Here is a 15903-nt window from a genome sequence, read left to right as displayed (position 1 = left end):
AGTGTCAAGCACTGGAATGACACCATAGAGGCACTGGGATGACATCCTTCTTAGTGGACTCAAATCACAATGTTCATACAGTTGTGGGCTTAACGGTATCTTTGCAGATACTATGGTAATTTATTCAGGAGATTTGCTAAGTGGTAAGATTTTTCCTGATACGCTGCAATCGTTAGAAGCAAGCTCCACAAATTTGTCTGTTAGTTCATCAGGTGGCACCAATTCAGATGTGTCTTTTCCGGGAAACGCTTGCTTATACATTTCACTATCGACAGGCCCTTCTAAATACACAGCATTTACGCACAAATTCGTATGTTTTGTCTCAGATGCATATATCTGCACCATTATTTCTAGTGCAACTTTACTTGCAGCATACGGCATCCAATATGGATAAGAGGAAGGAGAAAGTGTCACCTCTGAGGTCATGAATATCACTCTTCCAGCATTAGACTTTTTTAGCATTGGATCTAAGTTTTTTAGCAAGTACCAATTGGCAGTAAAATTTGTATTCATTACGTGCTGTAGCTCTTCAATCTCATAGTCGTGAATGGGGTTCAGTTTTCCTAAAATTCCAGTACACGCAACTAGTATATCAAGTGCTCCAGATTCTGATAATTTTAGGCTTTCTATCATATTTGGCAGTACTTTTACGCTCTCAAAATCCAAAAGATCAAGCTGAATTAGTTTCACAGAGCCTTCTCTAAACTTTTCAATTTCATTATGTAGTGGTCTGAGATTATCAAGAGATCTGGAAATCAGAATCACAGATGCACCTTCTTTTACAAGTTTTTTTGCAACAGAAGAGCCTACTCCACCTGAAGCCCCGGTAATTAAAGCTACTTTACCTTCTAACTTACCCATTTCTTTCTCCTTAGCGAGATTCATTGAAGTATTTTAGCTGAAAATTAAATTTTGCTCCATATATAAAAATCAAACTTAGCACATAAAAAAATAGTAACGACACCACCACACCACCTAAACTTCCATATATCAAATTCAGTTGGTCAAAGGAAGCTTTTAAGTATTGCTTGAAAGCCGAAGCGGAAATTGTCCAAAGAATAACAGCCACACAAGATCCGGGAAATACGTCTGATAAGTTTTGTTTTATGTTTGGCAACATAAAATATAGCCAAGAGACTACTGTGAAAAGTACAAATTCAATGAGGAGATATTTAGTATAACTAATCCCCTGATAGGAAAAATCAATTAGCATCGGCACTAATGTAGAGAACACTATAGTTAGAGTTATAATAAGTGTGATCACTAAAAATTGTAATATACTGAGTACCCTTCTCCATATATAAGGCGGCGAAACCGGAATTTTATAAGCTTTGTTCAATACTGTTCTTAGCCCTTCAATTGTTGACGAGGCGGTCCAAACAGCGCCTACAATTGCTAAAGTTAGTAAGCTTTGCGGCGGGCCTGATATTATCTCTCTAATACGCGGCATCAAAGATGATAAAATATCCTGTGGCATGTTATCAATAATGAATGCCCAGCCGACGTTGTATTGGTCTAAGAAACTTGCGAATGTTGACGCCACAGCCATTAAAACAATAAGAAAAGGAAATATTGATAACAGGATTAAAAATGACAGATACCCTGCGTGCTCCACTCCATCATTGTAAATTGTGTCAATCAAAGCACGATAAAGGCAATAAACGATGCTATAAAATTTCTGTAGCACTGTAATATAAATAAACTAAGAAAAGTATTCTAAATGAAATAAAGGATATTTTTAAGCAAAAAATCCTCACCATTTACTTAAACTTAATCAATGTGATAGATAGTTAAATATGAAACAGAAATTATCGGAGGCATAATGAAAAATTTTCTTCTACTTGTAGCTTTAATTCTCTCCTTTGCGTTTGATGCAAGTGCTGCTGGTCTAGACGCAACATCAGCAGTAATCTGCAAAATAATGGGTTATACTCATGGCTTAGGTGGGCCGATGATTACAATAGTGATAATAGGTGCAGCCTTGCTTGCAATATTTGGCAGAATGCCATGGCCAGCACTTTTTGCACTTGGTGCATTTACTGCTGTGTTTTTTGGTGCCCCTGTCGTTGTTTCAAAAATAGCGCCAGATGCAGCAAGTAAGTGCGAGACATGTCCTGCTGGACAAACATTGAAGCCTGATGCAGATGGAGTATACACGTGTAAGTCCTGATGCAAGTGGAGGATACACGTGTCAGTAAAAAGTATTGAGTAAATGATACAACTTGTATCATTTACTCAAATTTAATTAAAATGATAGATAATCCAGCGTTAAATACGGAGACATAATGAAAAACTTTCTTCTACTTGTAGCTTTAATTCTTTCCTTCGTATTTGATGCAAATGCTGATGAAACATCAGCAGTAATATGCAAAATAGTAAACTATACTCACAGCTTAGGTGGGCCGATGATCACAATAGTGATAATAGGTGCAGCCTTGCTTGCGATATTTGGGAGAATGCCGTGGCCAGCACTTTTTGCACTAGGTGCATTTACTGCTGTATTTTTTGGTGCCCCTGCAATTGTGAAGGCAATAACAGGACAAGCTGCATGTACTAGTAACAATTGCCCTTCTGGTAAAGCATGGGATTCTAATCAAAGTAAATGTGTATAGGTATTACAGGCTTAGAAAAATCTTAAGTAAATGGTGCTTTTTAAAGGAGCATCATGAACTTGTGATTTAAGTCACCATGAAGGTGTTATTTGAGTATCTTCTTCGATGTCATCCCAATGCCCTCTTTCTTGTCATTCAAGTAGCTGACACTAGTTCCTTTATGATGGTGTCATCCCAGTGCTTGACACTGGGATCCAGCTTTTTCATAATCATCAAAACGTTGTATTTTAACATAAAACGGCTACTTTTACGCTTACCAACTTAATAAAATTCCTGGATGCCAGTGTCACTGCCATTAAGTTAAGGGAAAGTGATGGACTGTATTGTAAAATCAGGTAAGATCCACAAATTAAAAGAAGTAATGACATGAGTAAAAAAAAGAATAATCATGTTTATAAAAAATAAATTGATGAGTTTAAACTTTATAAACGCACACAGAGCATCCTCAAAAGACTTCTCACGAAAAAGAAAGCTGCCCTTCATTAATGTATTTCTCCTGATTTTTAGAAAGAGTGTAAAGTCATTACAAGTAATGCTTAATGAGTTTGTTCTGCATACAAGAAAAGATTACACAATTACGGCAAGTGCATTTACTCAAGCAAGAAAGAAGCTAAAGCATACTGCGTTTTCAGAGTTAAATGATGATATAGTTTCCCTATACTACCAAGATCAGGAATTTAAAACCCACCATGGCTTCAGAGTACTTGCATTTGATGCTTCAATACTGATTCTGCCAAAGAGCGACAAAATAATAGGCGAGTTTGGCTCAAGAGCAGTATGGAATGGAATCCAGAGATTTGAAGACTATACAAGTGCAACCTTTGAAGTTTGCTACGATGTGCTAAATAATATTGCAATAAAATCTGTGCTAAGTAGAGGTGACAGCTATGAGGTTGATTTAGCGATCGGTATGCTTGAATCCATAAAATCAGACGATTTGTTAATCTGTGATAGAGGATACGTATCTTATCGATTTCTTGCTGAGCTTACAGGAAGGAAAATCAATTATATAATTCGCTGTCCAAGTTCGTCTTTCAATGAAATAAACGCTATGTTTAAGCCGGAAAGCCCATCTAGTATGGTGGTAGTGTCTACCGCACCTATTAAAGTAGCAAGACAGCTACGAAAGCTAGGATTACCTGATGAGATGAAATTCAGGTTAGTCAAAATAATACTTTCTTCTGGAGAAGTTGAAGTGTTAGTAACATCTCTGTTAGATGAGCAAAGTTTTACAGTCGAAGAGTTTGAGAGATTATATTACTTGCGCTGGGGAGTAGAAACATTTTTTTCTAGGCTGAAGGGAAGATTAAATTTAGAGAATTTCACAGGAAAAAGTATTGAAACTATCAAGCAGGATTTTTGGTCAACTATCTTCATCAGTAATCTAGAAAGTATCATGATAGAAGATGATGAAGAGACATTGAGCGCACAGAATAGTAAACTAAAAAAAAGCATCAATAAATCTGTCTCATTTAATGCGATTAAAAACTTAGCCTTTGATATTTTTTCTACAGAGTCAGACATAGACTGCATTATGGATCGACTATCACAGTTATTTTTGATGAACACTTTAGTGGTAAGAAAAGGGAGAAGAGTTGATCGTCATAAGATATCTGATATTCGTTCACTCAACTACCAGAAAAGAGCTAGAAAACATGTGTTTTAAATTCAAGATATCTTTTCAGTATCATTGCATTAGTACATTCTTTGCAAAATAACCTGCAATTATTACTTTTTTAAATAACTTGCACTTTTCAGACTCCCTTTTCTTAAAAATTCACCCTAGTATTTACCATAATTATCAATCGCTTCAAATTTTTTGTCCAATCTTAACTTCTCTTTCCCTTAACTTAATGGCAGTGCGGCTGGCATACCCTCTCTATTCCTAATAATGTCTTGCAATACTATACTTAGTATTAACTTCTGTGTCATTTCTCCTTAACATCAGCAAAAGCTAATACCCGTGTATACTCAACCTACCATAATCTGTCAATATAATTCTTTATTGAAAATTTTAGGAAAATATTGTATAATTAATGGTAGATTTCGGTAAAACTTATGGCTGATTCAGGCATTAATATTAGTGAAAAAGTTTTAAAAGACCTTGCTCGTCTGGCTAAAGTAAAGAATCAATCAGCTCAAGAGCTAGCAGAGCAGTTTATAAAAGAAGCAATTGAAAATGAAGAAGATATGGCAATAGCCAAACTTGCTATTCAACGTGACACTCGAAATGCAAAATTCATCAGGCATGAAGACATCAACTGGTGATAAGTATTTAATCTGCTATGAGGAAAATGTAGTTCACAAAGACATTTCAAACCTTCCAAAGACAATATGGTCAAGGATAAAAGAAATTGTAAAAGAGCGTCTTACACTTTCTCCTGAAAAAGCAGGAGATCCATTACTCGGTGAGTTCAAAGGACATCGTAGAATACGATCTGGTGATTATCGTTTGGTTTATAGGATAAGTAAATTAGAACGTACAGTAATAATTACTGCAATAGAGCATAGAGAATACATCTATAAAAGTTAGAACCTTCCTATAAGCATAGTATATTTCATTATACAGCCCTCCTTGCTGATCCATTCTTTATTGAAAATTTTAGGAAAATGTTGTATACTTATGTAGCAGTATATCTTGGTAAAATTTATGGATGATTCAAAAGTTGTTATAACACTCAACTCAAAAGCTCTCCACAATCTCACCCAACTAGCTACATTCAACAAAGAGTCAGTTGAAAAGTTAGCAAAAAGGTTAGTCATAGATGGAATCGAATGTGAAATTGAAAATATCGCACTCTCGAAAATCATCAAGGAAACTGATTCTCCTGATGCAAAGATGATTAAAGGCGGTGATGTAGATTGGGATACACTATTATCTGCATAAATAAATTGTGAAGTATGAGGTTGATTACCCAGAAAAAATCTTTAAGAGAGATTTTCGTCCCTTGTCACCAGAAATAAGAAAAAAAATAAAAAAACTCATAGAAGACGAAATTGCATTTAATCCATTCAAGGTTGGTAAACCGCTAAGTGGTAATTTGAAAGGATATAGAAGCTTCAGAACTAAAGATTGTCGTATTGTGTACCGTATAAACATTGCAGAACATAAAATAATTCCTGCTTCAGTAGGATATAGAAAAGATGTTTATGATAAGATACCATTAGATTTACTGTAGAAATATATTATTATACAGCCCTCCTTCCTGATCCATTCTTCACCTTAGGTGGCTTTGCTCAGCTCAAAAATAACCATTTTTTTGGGTACCCCCCACTATAAGTTATATTATATTATTTATAAATAATATAATATAACTCATTGGGAGAGGCGACGAAACAAGATCTTGAGTTTGAGGAGCCTCCGGTTTAAGGTGAAGAATGGATCAGGAAGGAGGGCTCAGGGTCGATGAGGACGTCAAGTTAATCTTTGACTATCTCAAAGACTATAAAAACTATATCAATAAGCTACTCAGCAATACGAGTGACATCGAAGGAATGACCACAGGAATAGAGGAGCTTGATAGAATAACAGGTGGCTTCAAGGAAGGAGAGCTCACTGTGCTTGCCGCTCGTACTTCAATTGGTAAGACCTCAATAGCATTATACATGGCCTTACAGGCCGCAAAGCTCTTAAATGACCATGAATACATCTGCTTCTTCTCACTTGAGATGTCAGCCAATCAATTGATCAATAGAATAATCAGCATCGAAGTGAATGAAACAATAAATAACATTCTCAAGAATGAAAATATGGATCTTTTATATCGCGGAATAAATCAAATAACTTTTCTAAATATTCTCATCGATAACTCAGGCAATATAGATTTAAATGTCCTCAGAAAAAAAATCGCATCAATCTGTAAAAGATACAGCATAAAATGCATCTACATTGACTATCTGCAGCTACTCAGAGGATCAGGAAGAACGGAGAATAGAACTCTTGAGGTAACAGAGATCAGCAGAACTTTAAAGAACATCGCCAAAGACTTTGAAGTTCCTGTTGTAGCATTATCACAAATTAGTCGCAGAGTAGAAGAAAGGCAAAACAAAAGACCGCAACTAGCAGACCTAAGAGAGTCAGGGAGCATCGAACAGGATGCTGACATAGTTTTACTACTCTACAGAGACAGCTACTATAAAATAGGCTCTAATAACGAACTGGAGATAAACGTTGCAAAGAATAGAAGCGGCTCAACTGGAAAGGTTACGGTACCTTATCAAGTTAATACTGGCAGGATATTGATTTAACGTTTTAGTAAGTCTAATATTGCCTGATTGTAAATGTTATCTCTATGTCCTATCGAAACAACAGTTACTATACGTTTTGCAGTATCTACACGGTAGATGATACGATAATCACCCACTCGTATTCTGCGATGTCCCTTTAATCTATTGCGTAATGATACACCATTACCAATAGGATCAGTCTCTAGATATTCTTTTATTGCTTCTTTAATACTTGGTTTAATGTCTTCTGGTAAGGAAGGTATATTCCTCTTAATAACATGTTTGAGATATTTGAGAGTATAACGTTTATTTCCAGATGTCTTCACTATCTTCTATTTCTTCTGCATCATCATCACTCAATTCCCTAATAATTTTAGAAAACGCAATATCTTCTGCTTCAAGCTCGATCGCTTCTTTGACCAGCTTTCCTGCTAACTTTTGAACAGACTGCTTAGTAGCCTTAGCCAGCTCAATAAGGTGTTGTGAGGTTTCTGTATCAAAGGTTACATTAATCCTTGAATCTGCCATAAATTTTACCGAAGTTTATGAGTAATTATACAACATTTTCCTGAAATTTTCAATAAAGATCTCTTCTAAAAATTCAGAAGAGATCTTTGACTTATAATAAATCTGATAACTTTGTTTGCTTATAAACAACACTTCTGTGCTTTATTGAAACAATAATTACTTTGTATTCTATAACGTCCACACGATAGACAATGCGGTAATCATCAACTCTTACCCTTCTGTGTCCTTTGAAGTTACCATATAACGGTTTACCAAATTTCATTGGATCAACTGCCAGTCGCTCTTCTATGGCTTTTATGATACTTGACCTTATTTCTTTTGAGATGCGTGGAAGATCTTTCTTAAGAATATTTTTTGAATAGATAATATCGTATTTGAGCTTATGCTCCATCTTTTAGAACTGTATTCCAGTCTATATCCTTACTTCTAATCATCTCCATATCTGGGGTATCACACTCATCAACAATTTGAGATAGTGCAATATCTTCTACTTCGTCAATCGCCCTTCTGATTAACTTTTCTGCTAATTCTTGAACAGGCTTCTTAGTAGCTTTAGCCAAATCAGCAAGACAACCTGAGGTTTCGTTACTGAAAGTTACATTAATCCTTGAATCCGCCATAAGTTTTACCGAAGTTTATCAGTAATTATACAACATTTTTCTGAATTTTTCAATAAAGGATTTGTAGATCAAACAATAAAAGGTATATGCTTTATATAGCATAAAGCTATACTATCCTTGGTAAACATTAGATTTTAAGGGGAATTTATGTAAAGGGCATTTCTGCCCTTTACACTTATTTGAATTTTTAGTAGAATTCAAAGCGCAAACAAAAAAAACTACTAACATCCTATGAAAGGAAATCAAAGTAAAGAATATCAAAACGAAAAAAAGAGTCAAGCAAAAAAAAGCTTAACTTCTCATTATCGCGTCCATCACAACTTCAGCATACGTGGAAGCATACACATAGTTAATCTCAACAGTAAACATGTGCAAGCACAGGTCAATTCTGCAAGGAGAATTAAGGCGCGAGGAAAGTCAATTGAGCGCAAACTTCCGACGAGAACTTTCGACACGCGTCTTACTGGCAGTGAACTACTACAAGTTTTAAAAAATGAGGAGGTAAGATGATTTAAAAATGGCACTTCTGTTCCTCCGGAACATAGAAGTTATCTTTCAGAACCTTTCAATCCGCACAAAGCAAAGAAAATCTATGCAAGTAGAGAGCAGAAAGCGGCGGAAAAATACTTTGTGAAAGTAGTAAAAGAAAAATTTCGCGATTTAAAAACGTCAAAAGCGCCGGATGTGCTCGCAATTAGAGAAGAAGTAATAGAAAAAGTTCTCGAAAAGTTCAAGAATCACAACGAAATTAGACCAATAATGGTATATATCAAAAATCTATTCATAACCTTCGATGAACATCTCTACAGCAAGATGAGCATGAAAGAAAAAGTCGACCACCACATCGATTTGATAATAAAAAACACAAGTGATGAGAGAGAGGAAGAACTACTTAGAGGAGGAGCAACGGCGGAGGAAGTATACCACACTTTCAGGACGGTACAGGGATATAATCTATACCAGATAAGCCTGCTGAGCGAGCGAGGAGGAGCTTCTCTTCACTGCCATTAAGTTAAGGGAAAGAGAAGTTAAGATTGGACAAAAAATTTGAAGTGATTGATAATTATGGTAAATACTAGGGTGAATTTTTAAGAAAAGAGAGTCTGAAAAGTGCAAGTTATTTAAAAAAGTAATAATTGCAGGTTATTTTGCAAAGAATGTACTAATGCAATGATACTGAAAAGATATCTTGAATTTAAAACACATGTTTTCTAGCTCTTTTCTGGTAGTTGAGTGAACGAATATCAGATATCTTATGACGATCAACTCTTCTCCCTTTTCTTACCACTAAAGTGTTCATCAAAAATAACTGTGATAGTCGATCCATAATGCAGTCTATGTCTGACTCTGTAGAAAAAATATCAAAGGCTAAGTTTTTAATCGCATTAAATGAGACAGATTTATTGATGCTTTTTTTTAGTTTACTATTCTGTGCGCTCAATGTCTCTTCATCATCTTCTATCATGATACTTTCTAGATTACTGATGAAGATAGTTGACCAAAAATCCTACTTGATAGTTTCAATACTTTTTCCTGTGAAATTCTCTAAATTTAATCTTCCCTTCAGCCTAGAAAAAAATGTTTCTACTCCCCAGCGCAAGTAATATAATCTCTCAAACTCTTCGACTGTAAAACTTTGCTCATCTAACAGAGATGTTACTAACACTTCAACTTCTCCAGAAGAAAGTATTATTTTGACTAACCTGAATTTCATCTCATCAGGTAATCCTAGCTTTCGTAGCTGTCTTGCTACTTTAATAGGTGCGGTAGACACTACCACCATACTAGATGGGCTTTCCGGCTTAAACATAGCGTTTATTTCATTGAAAGACGAACTTGGACAGCGAATTATATAATTGATTTTCCTTCCTGTAAGCTCAGCAAGAAATCGATAAGATACGTATCCTCTATCACAGATTAACAAATCGTCTGATTTTATGGATTCAAGCATACCGATCGCTAAATCAACCTCATAGCTGTCACCTCTACTTAGCACAGATTTTATTGCAATATTATTTAGCACATCGTAGCAAACTTCAAAGGTTGCACTTGTATAGTCTTCAAATCTCTGGATTCCATTCCATACTGCTCTTGAGCCAAACTCGCCTATTATTTTGTCGCTCTTTGGCAGAATCAGTATTGAAGCATCAAATGCAAGTACTCTGAAGCCATGGTGGGTTTTAAATTCCTGATCTTGGTAGTATAGGGAAACTATATCATCATTTAACTCTGAAAACGCAGTATGCTTTAGCTTCTTTCTTGCTTGAGTAAATGCACTTGCCGTAATTGTGTAATCTTTTCTTGTATGCAGAACAAACTCATTAAGCATTACTTGTAATGACTTTACACTCTTTCTAAAAATCAGGAGAAATACATTAATGAAGGGCAGCTTTCTTTTTCGTGAGAAGTCTTTTGAGGATGCTCTGTGTGCGTTTATAAAGTTTAAACTCATCAATTTATTTTTTATAAACATGATTATTCTTTTTTTTACTCATGTCATTACTTCTTTTAATTTGTGGATCTTACCTGATTTTACAATACAGTCCATCACTTTCCCTTAACTTAATGGCAGTGATCCTCTCTCCACCTACCATGTTACATATGCTTATATCTATATCATCTGTAGACAAATCAAGCTTTGTAACTAAGCTACCACCTTTGTCGCAGATACCTAATTGATAGTACGGTTTTTGCTCATTACTAGTCAGCACCTTTAAGTAAATGCTGTCTTTTTCTAATTCATATGGACTTGTTATAGTACCTTGCTTACCGTAATATAATTTATCATCTTCAAAATACCAGTATGATATATTTGCACTGCCAGCTTTTTCACCAGTTTTAATTGATTTTACTACCAGATCATCTCTTAGCTTATTAAGATATTCACAATCTATTTCTTTACTTTTTTCTGATTCAAAAGTCATTTTAAGATTGCTTTCGATTTCTTCTGTCTTAGTGCAATATTCTTTTTTTACTTCACATTTTTCATCTTTACACCGTTCTATATCTCTTTTGAGTTCAATAATTTTTGTATCAAGCTTATGCTTCTCACCTTCAAGATCACGTATTTTGTCTCTGAGTTGCTGCTTTTCTTCATCACATCCTTCTTTTTCAGCTCTATAGCATTTTATCTTGCCTTCAAGCTTAAGAGTCTCTTTGTCACATTCCTCTTTTTCTTTTTTATTTCGTTCTAAGTCTCTACCAAGTTTTAGCTTTTCATCTTCAAGATCATATATTTTGCTGTTGAGTTGCTGCTTCTCTTTATCACACCCTTCCTTTACAGCTTTAAAGCACTCTATCTTGCTTTTGAGCTCCAGAGCTTCTTTATCAAGTCTTTCTTTTATTGTTCTACAACGTTCTATATCCCTTATTAGCTGATTGTTTTCTATATCACACTTATCCTTCTCGTTTTGACAGCTTTTAGCTCGATCTTCGCACTTCTGTTTATCTTGCTCGCACGTTTGCTTATCCTGATCGCACTTCTGCTTATCCTGATCACACTTCTGCTTATCTTGCTCGCATGTTAGCTTATCCTGATCACACTTCTGCTTATCTTGCTCGCATGTTAGCTTATCCTGATCACACTTCTGCTTATCTTGCTCGCATATTTGCTTATCCTGATCGCACTTCTGCTTATCTTGCTCGCATATTTGCTTATCCTGATCGCACTTCTGCTTGTCTTGCTCGCACGTTTGCTTATCCTGGTCGCACTTCTGCTTGTCTTGATCACACTTCTGCTTGTCTTGCTCGCATATTTGCTTATCCTGATCGCACTTCTGCTTATCTTGCTCGCATACTTGCTTATCCTGATCGCACTTCTGCTTGTCCTGCTCGCATGTTAGCTTATCCTGATCACACTTCTGCTTATCTTGCTCGCATATTTGCTTATCCTGGTCGCACTTCTGCTTGTCCTGATCGCACTTCTGCTTATCTTGCTCGCATATTTGCTTATCCTGGTCGCACTTCTGCTTATCTTGCTCGCACGTTTGCTTGTTTTGTTCGCACCGATCTTTTTCAGTCTCACATTCCTTAGCTTTGTTACAGAATTGGTTAGGCGTAGGTATGACAACTTCAACTGGCCTAATTTCTTCGGCAGTAGCCTTATTTGCCTTCTTGCAAAAAACGTTTTGCATATTATTAATAATCACTTCTGCGCTTCTTTGCTGATCAAAATCATTAATTGCCATAAATTTTCTCTCGTTAAAGATTAAATGCTTAAATTCAGAATTTATATAACGTTGCTATCATAAATATCACTACTAAAATCTTCATACATTTTTGATGTTGCTGGATTTGCGTTATTCTCAGGTATAAGAGCGTTATTTACAGCTTTAAGACACTGTTCGCATTTTTCGTTTTTGCACGTAGCTATAAGTCTACCACCTAAAAATGTAATGTCTTTACTCGGTACAAGAATTTTAAGCTTGCTAAGACACTCTCTGAGCTTTAGATCAGTATTTGTGCCGTCTGGTCTTAATATATAACCTTCTTCACCTACTTTTACTCTCGTCTTCAAGTCATTAACAAACTTCTCATCTTTCCCCAATAGACATTTTTTCGGCATACAAAAATTTATTGACATTTCGGCAAGTTTATCATTCTTACCTTCCGCAGAGTCACAGCTACTTGGCATACTTACATTTACCACTTGCGTGGCAATCATGTCATCTTTTGGCGAGTAGGCTTCATTTTCTGAAGGCGCACTGAATGTTTCTAATTGTGGATCTGAAAGAGATTCATTGATCATAATTTTTTCCCAGTAAAATATCTATTTTGGAATAAAATAGTAAAGATTCTAATAATAAACCTATCTAAAATATAATAAACAAAGAAAGATTTAAATAAAACAACCATTTCCAGCACCCAAAACCAGCAAGCGTGAGAACTGTTCCTTTTGGGATGCATTGGTCTACCACTCAATACGTTCGGATTTTTATTTATAATAATTTTACTATACGCTAAAATTAGCTATATTGGCTTACTTTTGCTAAATTTACATACGAACCAAATTGCTTAATTTGATTGCAAAAATTTCAAGCTTCTCTTTTCACAACGCCGCTTTTATTTTAATTGTTCTCACAAATATACGTACTATTTTTATGCTTTTTTAAAAAAGTAAATAAATAAATTTTTTGTGGCACTACGAAATCAGTATTTTTTATAAATATTACTTAAAAAGTATTAAAATATTTGCTAAAATAATAATATTTAGTAAGGTAAAAATGAATTTCAACAAGCATGTTCAAGGCGGCAAATTACGTTTGGATTATCAAAGAGTAGATATCAAGGAATTGATAAGCTTTTTGCAAGAGAACAGAGGTATTACACAACTTTCTCTCAGGGATTGTAGTATTGATGAAGAAGGAGTAAAAGCTTTAGCTAAGCTTACAAACCTTACTAAACTTGATTTGTGTGATAACAAAATTGGTGATGAAGGAGTAAAAGCTTTAGCTAAACTTACAAACCTTACTGTTCTTGATTTGAGTTTGAACAAAATTGGTGAAGAAGGAGTAAAAGCTTTAGCTAAACTTACAAACCTTACTGAACTTAATTTGTGGAGTAACAATATTGGTGAAGAAGGAGCAAAAGCTTTAGCTAAGCTTACAAACCTTATTAAACTTAATTTGTGGAATAACAATATTGGTGCTGAAGGAGTAAAAGCTTTAGCTAAGCTTACAAAACTTACTGAACTTAATTTGGGGAGTAACAATATTGGTGCTGAAGGAGTAAAAGCTTTAGTTAATCTTACAAAATTTATTAAATTTGATTTGAATAGTAACAACATTGGTATAAAAGAAGTAAAAGCTTTGGCTGAATCTGAGGAATACTGGGAATTCATAGATGAATTTGGTTATACATGTCTAGGCAGCTCTCTAGTTTTTTATCAATATCTGAAAGCATCATGGTCTAAAGCAAGAGCAAGATCTAACGGTAATGTTGGCAAGCTAGATGAAAACAGCGTAAAGAAGTTGTTTTTTGATCTTGCGCGACAAAATTATCGCAGAGAGGGAATAGAGCTTCTTTTGAATGATCCTGATAAATATCCTTTTCTAATTAATTCAAGAGATGAGCAAGGACACACACTATCTCATTTCTATACTTACTCCCCTGAGCCTGAGATGCAAAAGTTTTTCTTTGAACGTGGCATGGTCCCTGAAGAAGAAAGGAATCAAAGAAGAGAAGATAAACGCATTGCACGAGATAGTCAATCTGTCCATAGAAGTCCAATAGTTAAACGGATAAATTTTTTTACTAAGAAGCTAGTTGAATCCGTAAAAGTTGACAAAGAACAATTGAAGCAAGCTGCAGCTTCTTACGTGGAAAATATACCTGAATTACTTGAACAATATCATAATGATCCGATAAGACTAAGGCTTCTTAATTTAACTGATAATGAAAAAAGAAGTGTAATGGAGCGAACATTATCCGACAATGATCCTATACCAAATGATAAAAAATTTATTAAGGATGTGATTGATGAAGCTAAGCGAGCACTAGAGCAGCAGTACTTAAAAAAGAACGACCATGGTGAGTATGACCAAGAATACTCAACACAGAAATTGCAATATGATTATACGGGAGATGATGCAAAAATTACTATACCTGAATCTATAGGTTATATAAAATTACTTATTGATAATTTTTCCGTTCCACTGAAAGGAAAAAAGGAGTTGCTAGTTACTCTTATGGAACAAAACTCAGAGTTAGTAAGAGGAAAATTGTCTATAATTAGAAAAGAACTCGGAAATAGTGACATCCTCAATGAAGGACAATTTAAGAAAACAGAACTACACGGATTATTAAATGGTATAGATGATGATAAAAAAATAAATAAGTTGTTTAAAGAAATCAGTGGTCTAGATATAGAAAAGGTCTGGAGAGAGCAAAAAGAGTTCGTTCTTCTAAAACAAATATATATAGCAGCAACAACGTATGGTGAAAATAGCAGTGCCTGCATCCAAGGGACATGGACCCAGATTATTAGTAGTATAGAAGAAATTAGCTCGGAAATCGTGGAACGATATGATTGCTATTTAGAAAAAGAACAAAAATTGGAGGTACAAAAAGATGTTATTACAAAAGAGAACATTACACCGTTTATAGAAAATTTAGCCGACAGATTAATTCAATATGTCAAGGATAATCCAGAGTTACAAGAGGTTTTGCAACATCACTTGTTACGCATAGAATGTATAGATATTAATGATCCTGAGAAAGTTACGTTTAAACAACAAAAGATTTTAGCAGAGATAAGTAAATATTTTAGCGAAAATATTAAGGGTGTTTTACCGAATTACAATAGAAGTATACCAAGTAGAGGTGAATACGCTCTTGTTATCGAGGGATTGTCAGAGATAGAAGTAATGCAACGCTTTGCACAAGAGCCATCTAATCTTCAGGAGAATATCACAAGAGAAACGGAAGCTCAAATTGATGAAAATAGTGATTTTGATGCAGAAGATAATAGTAACAGTTATGCAACTATTAGTGAGAGCGACACAGATGAAGAATTTTATGATGCTAATGAGTCAATTTTTCCAGAGGAAAGCAAAACACTGTTAGTTCCAGAAAGATTACAACCAGAAAATTCAGTTATAGCAACAGATCAAACAAATGGTATTCAAAATAATAATCGACAGCCAAGTCCACGAATTGAAAAGAAAACTATTGTAGCTGCTGCTTCCACGCTAGCAATAGCTGGAGTTGCTTTAGGTGTAGCTATTGCAGTTTACTTAGAAATGTTAGCAGTGGGAATAGCAGTTGGAGCTTGTTGTCTTGTCGCTGCTGCGATCATATATTGTTGTAATAGTCCTTCAAATTCACTTAAAAACAGTGATGCCACAATTGTAACTAATGAGAGACATTTAGAGGCTTAAATGAAATGGCAGAGAAAGATTTCTTTTTAGAACATTCCA

General features: G+C 35.0%; 19 protein-coding genes and 1 pseudogene. 11 read left to right on the top strand and 9 right to left on the bottom strand.

All coding sequences use genetic code 11. The annotated features are described in order from the left end of the window. Nucleotides 1-120: 120 nt before the first annotated feature. Nucleotides 121-885 carry an SDR family oxidoreductase gene (locus tag ABLO99_RS01185; protein WP_349967887.1) on the bottom strand — a complete coding sequence of 255 codons (765 nt, stop codon included), beginning with the start codon at nt 883-885 and terminating at the stop codon, nt 121-123. Beyond that, nucleotides 872-1687: a YihY/virulence factor BrkB family protein gene (locus tag ABLO99_RS01180; protein WP_047758960.1), complete on the bottom strand. Its 816-nt coding sequence runs from the start codon at nt 1685-1687 to the stop codon at nt 872-874. Before ABLO99_RS01180 ends, ABLO99_RS01185 begins: the two co-directional genes overlap by 14 nt. 135 nt (nt 1688-1822) lie before the next feature. On the opposite strand from ABLO99_RS01180, the gene ABLO99_RS01175 reads away from it, so the two are divergent. The 8 genes from ABLO99_RS01175 to ABLO99_RS01140 all read left to right on the top strand — a co-directional run bounded on the left by ABLO99_RS01175 (nt 1823) and on the right by ABLO99_RS01140 (nt 6860). After that, nucleotides 1823-2170, top strand: coding sequence for a TrbC/VirB2 family protein (locus ABLO99_RS01175; RefSeq protein ID WP_349967886.1), 348 nt, complete (start codon nt 1823-1825; stop codon nt 2168-2170). A gap of 115 nt (nt 2171-2285) precedes the next feature. Next, complete coding sequence (locus ABLO99_RS01170; RefSeq protein ID WP_047758962.1) at nt 2286-2612, top strand: TrbC/VirB2 family protein; 327 nt, start codon at nt 2286-2288, stop codon at nt 2610-2612. 388 nt (nt 2613-3000) lie between these two features. Further along, nucleotides 3001-4278 (top strand): IS4-like element ISWpi18 family transposase, encoded by a 1278-nt coding sequence (locus tag ABLO99_RS01165; RefSeq protein WP_349966866.1) that lies wholly within the window; start codon nt 3001-3003, stop codon nt 4276-4278. Between the two features lie 392 nt (nt 4279-4670). After that, nucleotides 4671-4880: a hypothetical protein gene (locus ABLO99_RS01160; protein ID WP_114517362.1), complete on the top strand. Its 210-nt coding sequence runs from the start codon at nt 4671-4673 to the stop codon at nt 4878-4880. Further along, nucleotides 4861-5145: a type II toxin-antitoxin system RelE family toxin gene (locus tag ABLO99_RS01155; RefSeq protein WP_114517363.1), complete on the top strand. Its 285-nt coding sequence runs from the start codon at nt 4861-4863 to the stop codon at nt 5143-5145. Before ABLO99_RS01160 ends, ABLO99_RS01155 begins: the two co-directional genes overlap by 20 nt. 117 nt (nt 5146-5262) lie before the next feature. After that, complete coding sequence (locus ABLO99_RS01150) at nt 5263-5499, top strand: hypothetical protein (protein WP_114517364.1); 237 nt, start codon at nt 5263-5265, stop codon at nt 5497-5499. Nucleotides 5500-5506: 7 nt separating this feature from the next. After that, entirely contained in the window at nt 5507-5791 is a 285-nt protein-coding gene (locus ABLO99_RS01145; RefSeq protein WP_179947484.1) for a type II toxin-antitoxin system RelE family toxin, read from the top strand. Nucleotides 5792-5990: 199 nt separating this feature from the next. Next, nucleotides 5991-6860: a DnaB-like helicase C-terminal domain-containing protein gene (locus ABLO99_RS01140; protein ID WP_349967882.1), complete on the top strand. Its 870-nt coding sequence runs from the start codon at nt 5991-5993 to the stop codon at nt 6858-6860. On the opposite strand, the gene ABLO99_RS01135 is transcribed toward ABLO99_RS01140, so the two are convergent. The 4 genes from ABLO99_RS01135 to ABLO99_RS01120 form a co-directional block, all read right to left on the bottom strand. Continuing rightward, nucleotides 6857-7165 (bottom strand): type II toxin-antitoxin system RelE/ParE family toxin, encoded by a 309-nt coding sequence (locus ABLO99_RS01135; RefSeq protein WP_349967879.1) that lies wholly within the window; start codon nt 7163-7165, stop codon nt 6857-6859. The two genes, ABLO99_RS01140 and ABLO99_RS01135, sit on opposite strands and share 4 nt — an antisense overlap. Next, complete coding sequence (locus ABLO99_RS01130; RefSeq protein ID WP_007301853.1) at nt 7146-7367, bottom strand: hypothetical protein; 222 nt, start codon at nt 7365-7367, stop codon at nt 7146-7148. Before ABLO99_RS01130 ends, ABLO99_RS01135 begins: the two co-directional genes overlap by 20 nt. Before the next feature lie 91 nt (nt 7368-7458). Then, nucleotides 7459-7758, bottom strand: a complete 300-nt coding sequence (locus tag ABLO99_RS01125; protein WP_349967877.1) for a type II toxin-antitoxin system RelE family toxin — start codon at nt 7756-7758, stop codon at nt 7459-7461. Then, nucleotides 7748-7987, bottom strand: a complete 240-nt coding sequence (locus tag ABLO99_RS01120) for a hypothetical protein (protein WP_349967876.1) — start codon at nt 7985-7987, stop codon at nt 7748-7750. Before ABLO99_RS01120 ends, ABLO99_RS01125 begins: the two co-directional genes overlap by 11 nt. Nucleotides 7988-8218: 231 nt before the next feature. On the opposite strand from ABLO99_RS01120, the gene ABLO99_RS01115 reads away from it, so the two are divergent. Further along, nucleotides 8219-8497 carry a hypothetical protein gene (locus tag ABLO99_RS01115; RefSeq protein WP_349967875.1) on the top strand — a complete coding sequence of 93 codons (279 nt, stop codon included), beginning with the start codon at nt 8219-8221 and terminating at the stop codon, nt 8495-8497. 120 nt (nt 8498-8617) lie between these two features. Next, nucleotides 8618-8998, top strand: a complete 381-nt coding sequence (locus tag ABLO99_RS01110; RefSeq protein WP_349967874.1) for a hypothetical protein — start codon at nt 8618-8620, stop codon at nt 8996-8998. A gap of 184 nt (nt 8999-9182) precedes the next feature. Here the strand turns inward: ABLO99_RS01110 and ABLO99_RS01105 are convergent. From ABLO99_RS01105 to ABLO99_RS01095, 3 genes and pseudogenes are all read right to left on the bottom strand, one after another. After that, nucleotides 9183-10460: pseudogene (locus ABLO99_RS01105) on the bottom strand (IS4-like element ISWpi18 family transposase). A 49-nt stretch (nt 10461-10509) separates the two neighbouring features. Then, nucleotides 10510-12174, bottom strand: a complete 1665-nt coding sequence (locus ABLO99_RS01100; protein WP_349967872.1) for a hypothetical protein — start codon at nt 12172-12174, stop codon at nt 10510-10512. Between the two features lie 41 nt (nt 12175-12215). Further along, nucleotides 12216-12734, bottom strand: a complete 519-nt coding sequence (locus ABLO99_RS01095; protein ID WP_349967871.1) for a hypothetical protein — start codon at nt 12732-12734, stop codon at nt 12216-12218. 475 nt (nt 12735-13209) lie between these two features. Between ABLO99_RS01095 and ABLO99_RS01090 the strand changes: the two genes are divergently transcribed. Continuing rightward, entirely contained in the window at nt 13210-15864 is a 2655-nt protein-coding gene (locus tag ABLO99_RS01090; protein ID WP_349967869.1) for a hypothetical protein, read from the top strand. The last annotated feature ends 39 nt before the right edge of the window (nt 15865-15903 follow it).

This window comes from Wolbachia endosymbiont of Armadillidium arcangelii (genome assembly GCF_040207875.1).
In the GTDB taxonomy this organism is placed as follows: domain Bacteria; phylum Pseudomonadota; class Alphaproteobacteria; order Rickettsiales; family Anaplasmataceae; genus Wolbachia.
The sequence above is the reverse complement of the archived record's forward strand: the minus strand, read 5'-3'. Positions and strand labels throughout refer to the sequence as shown.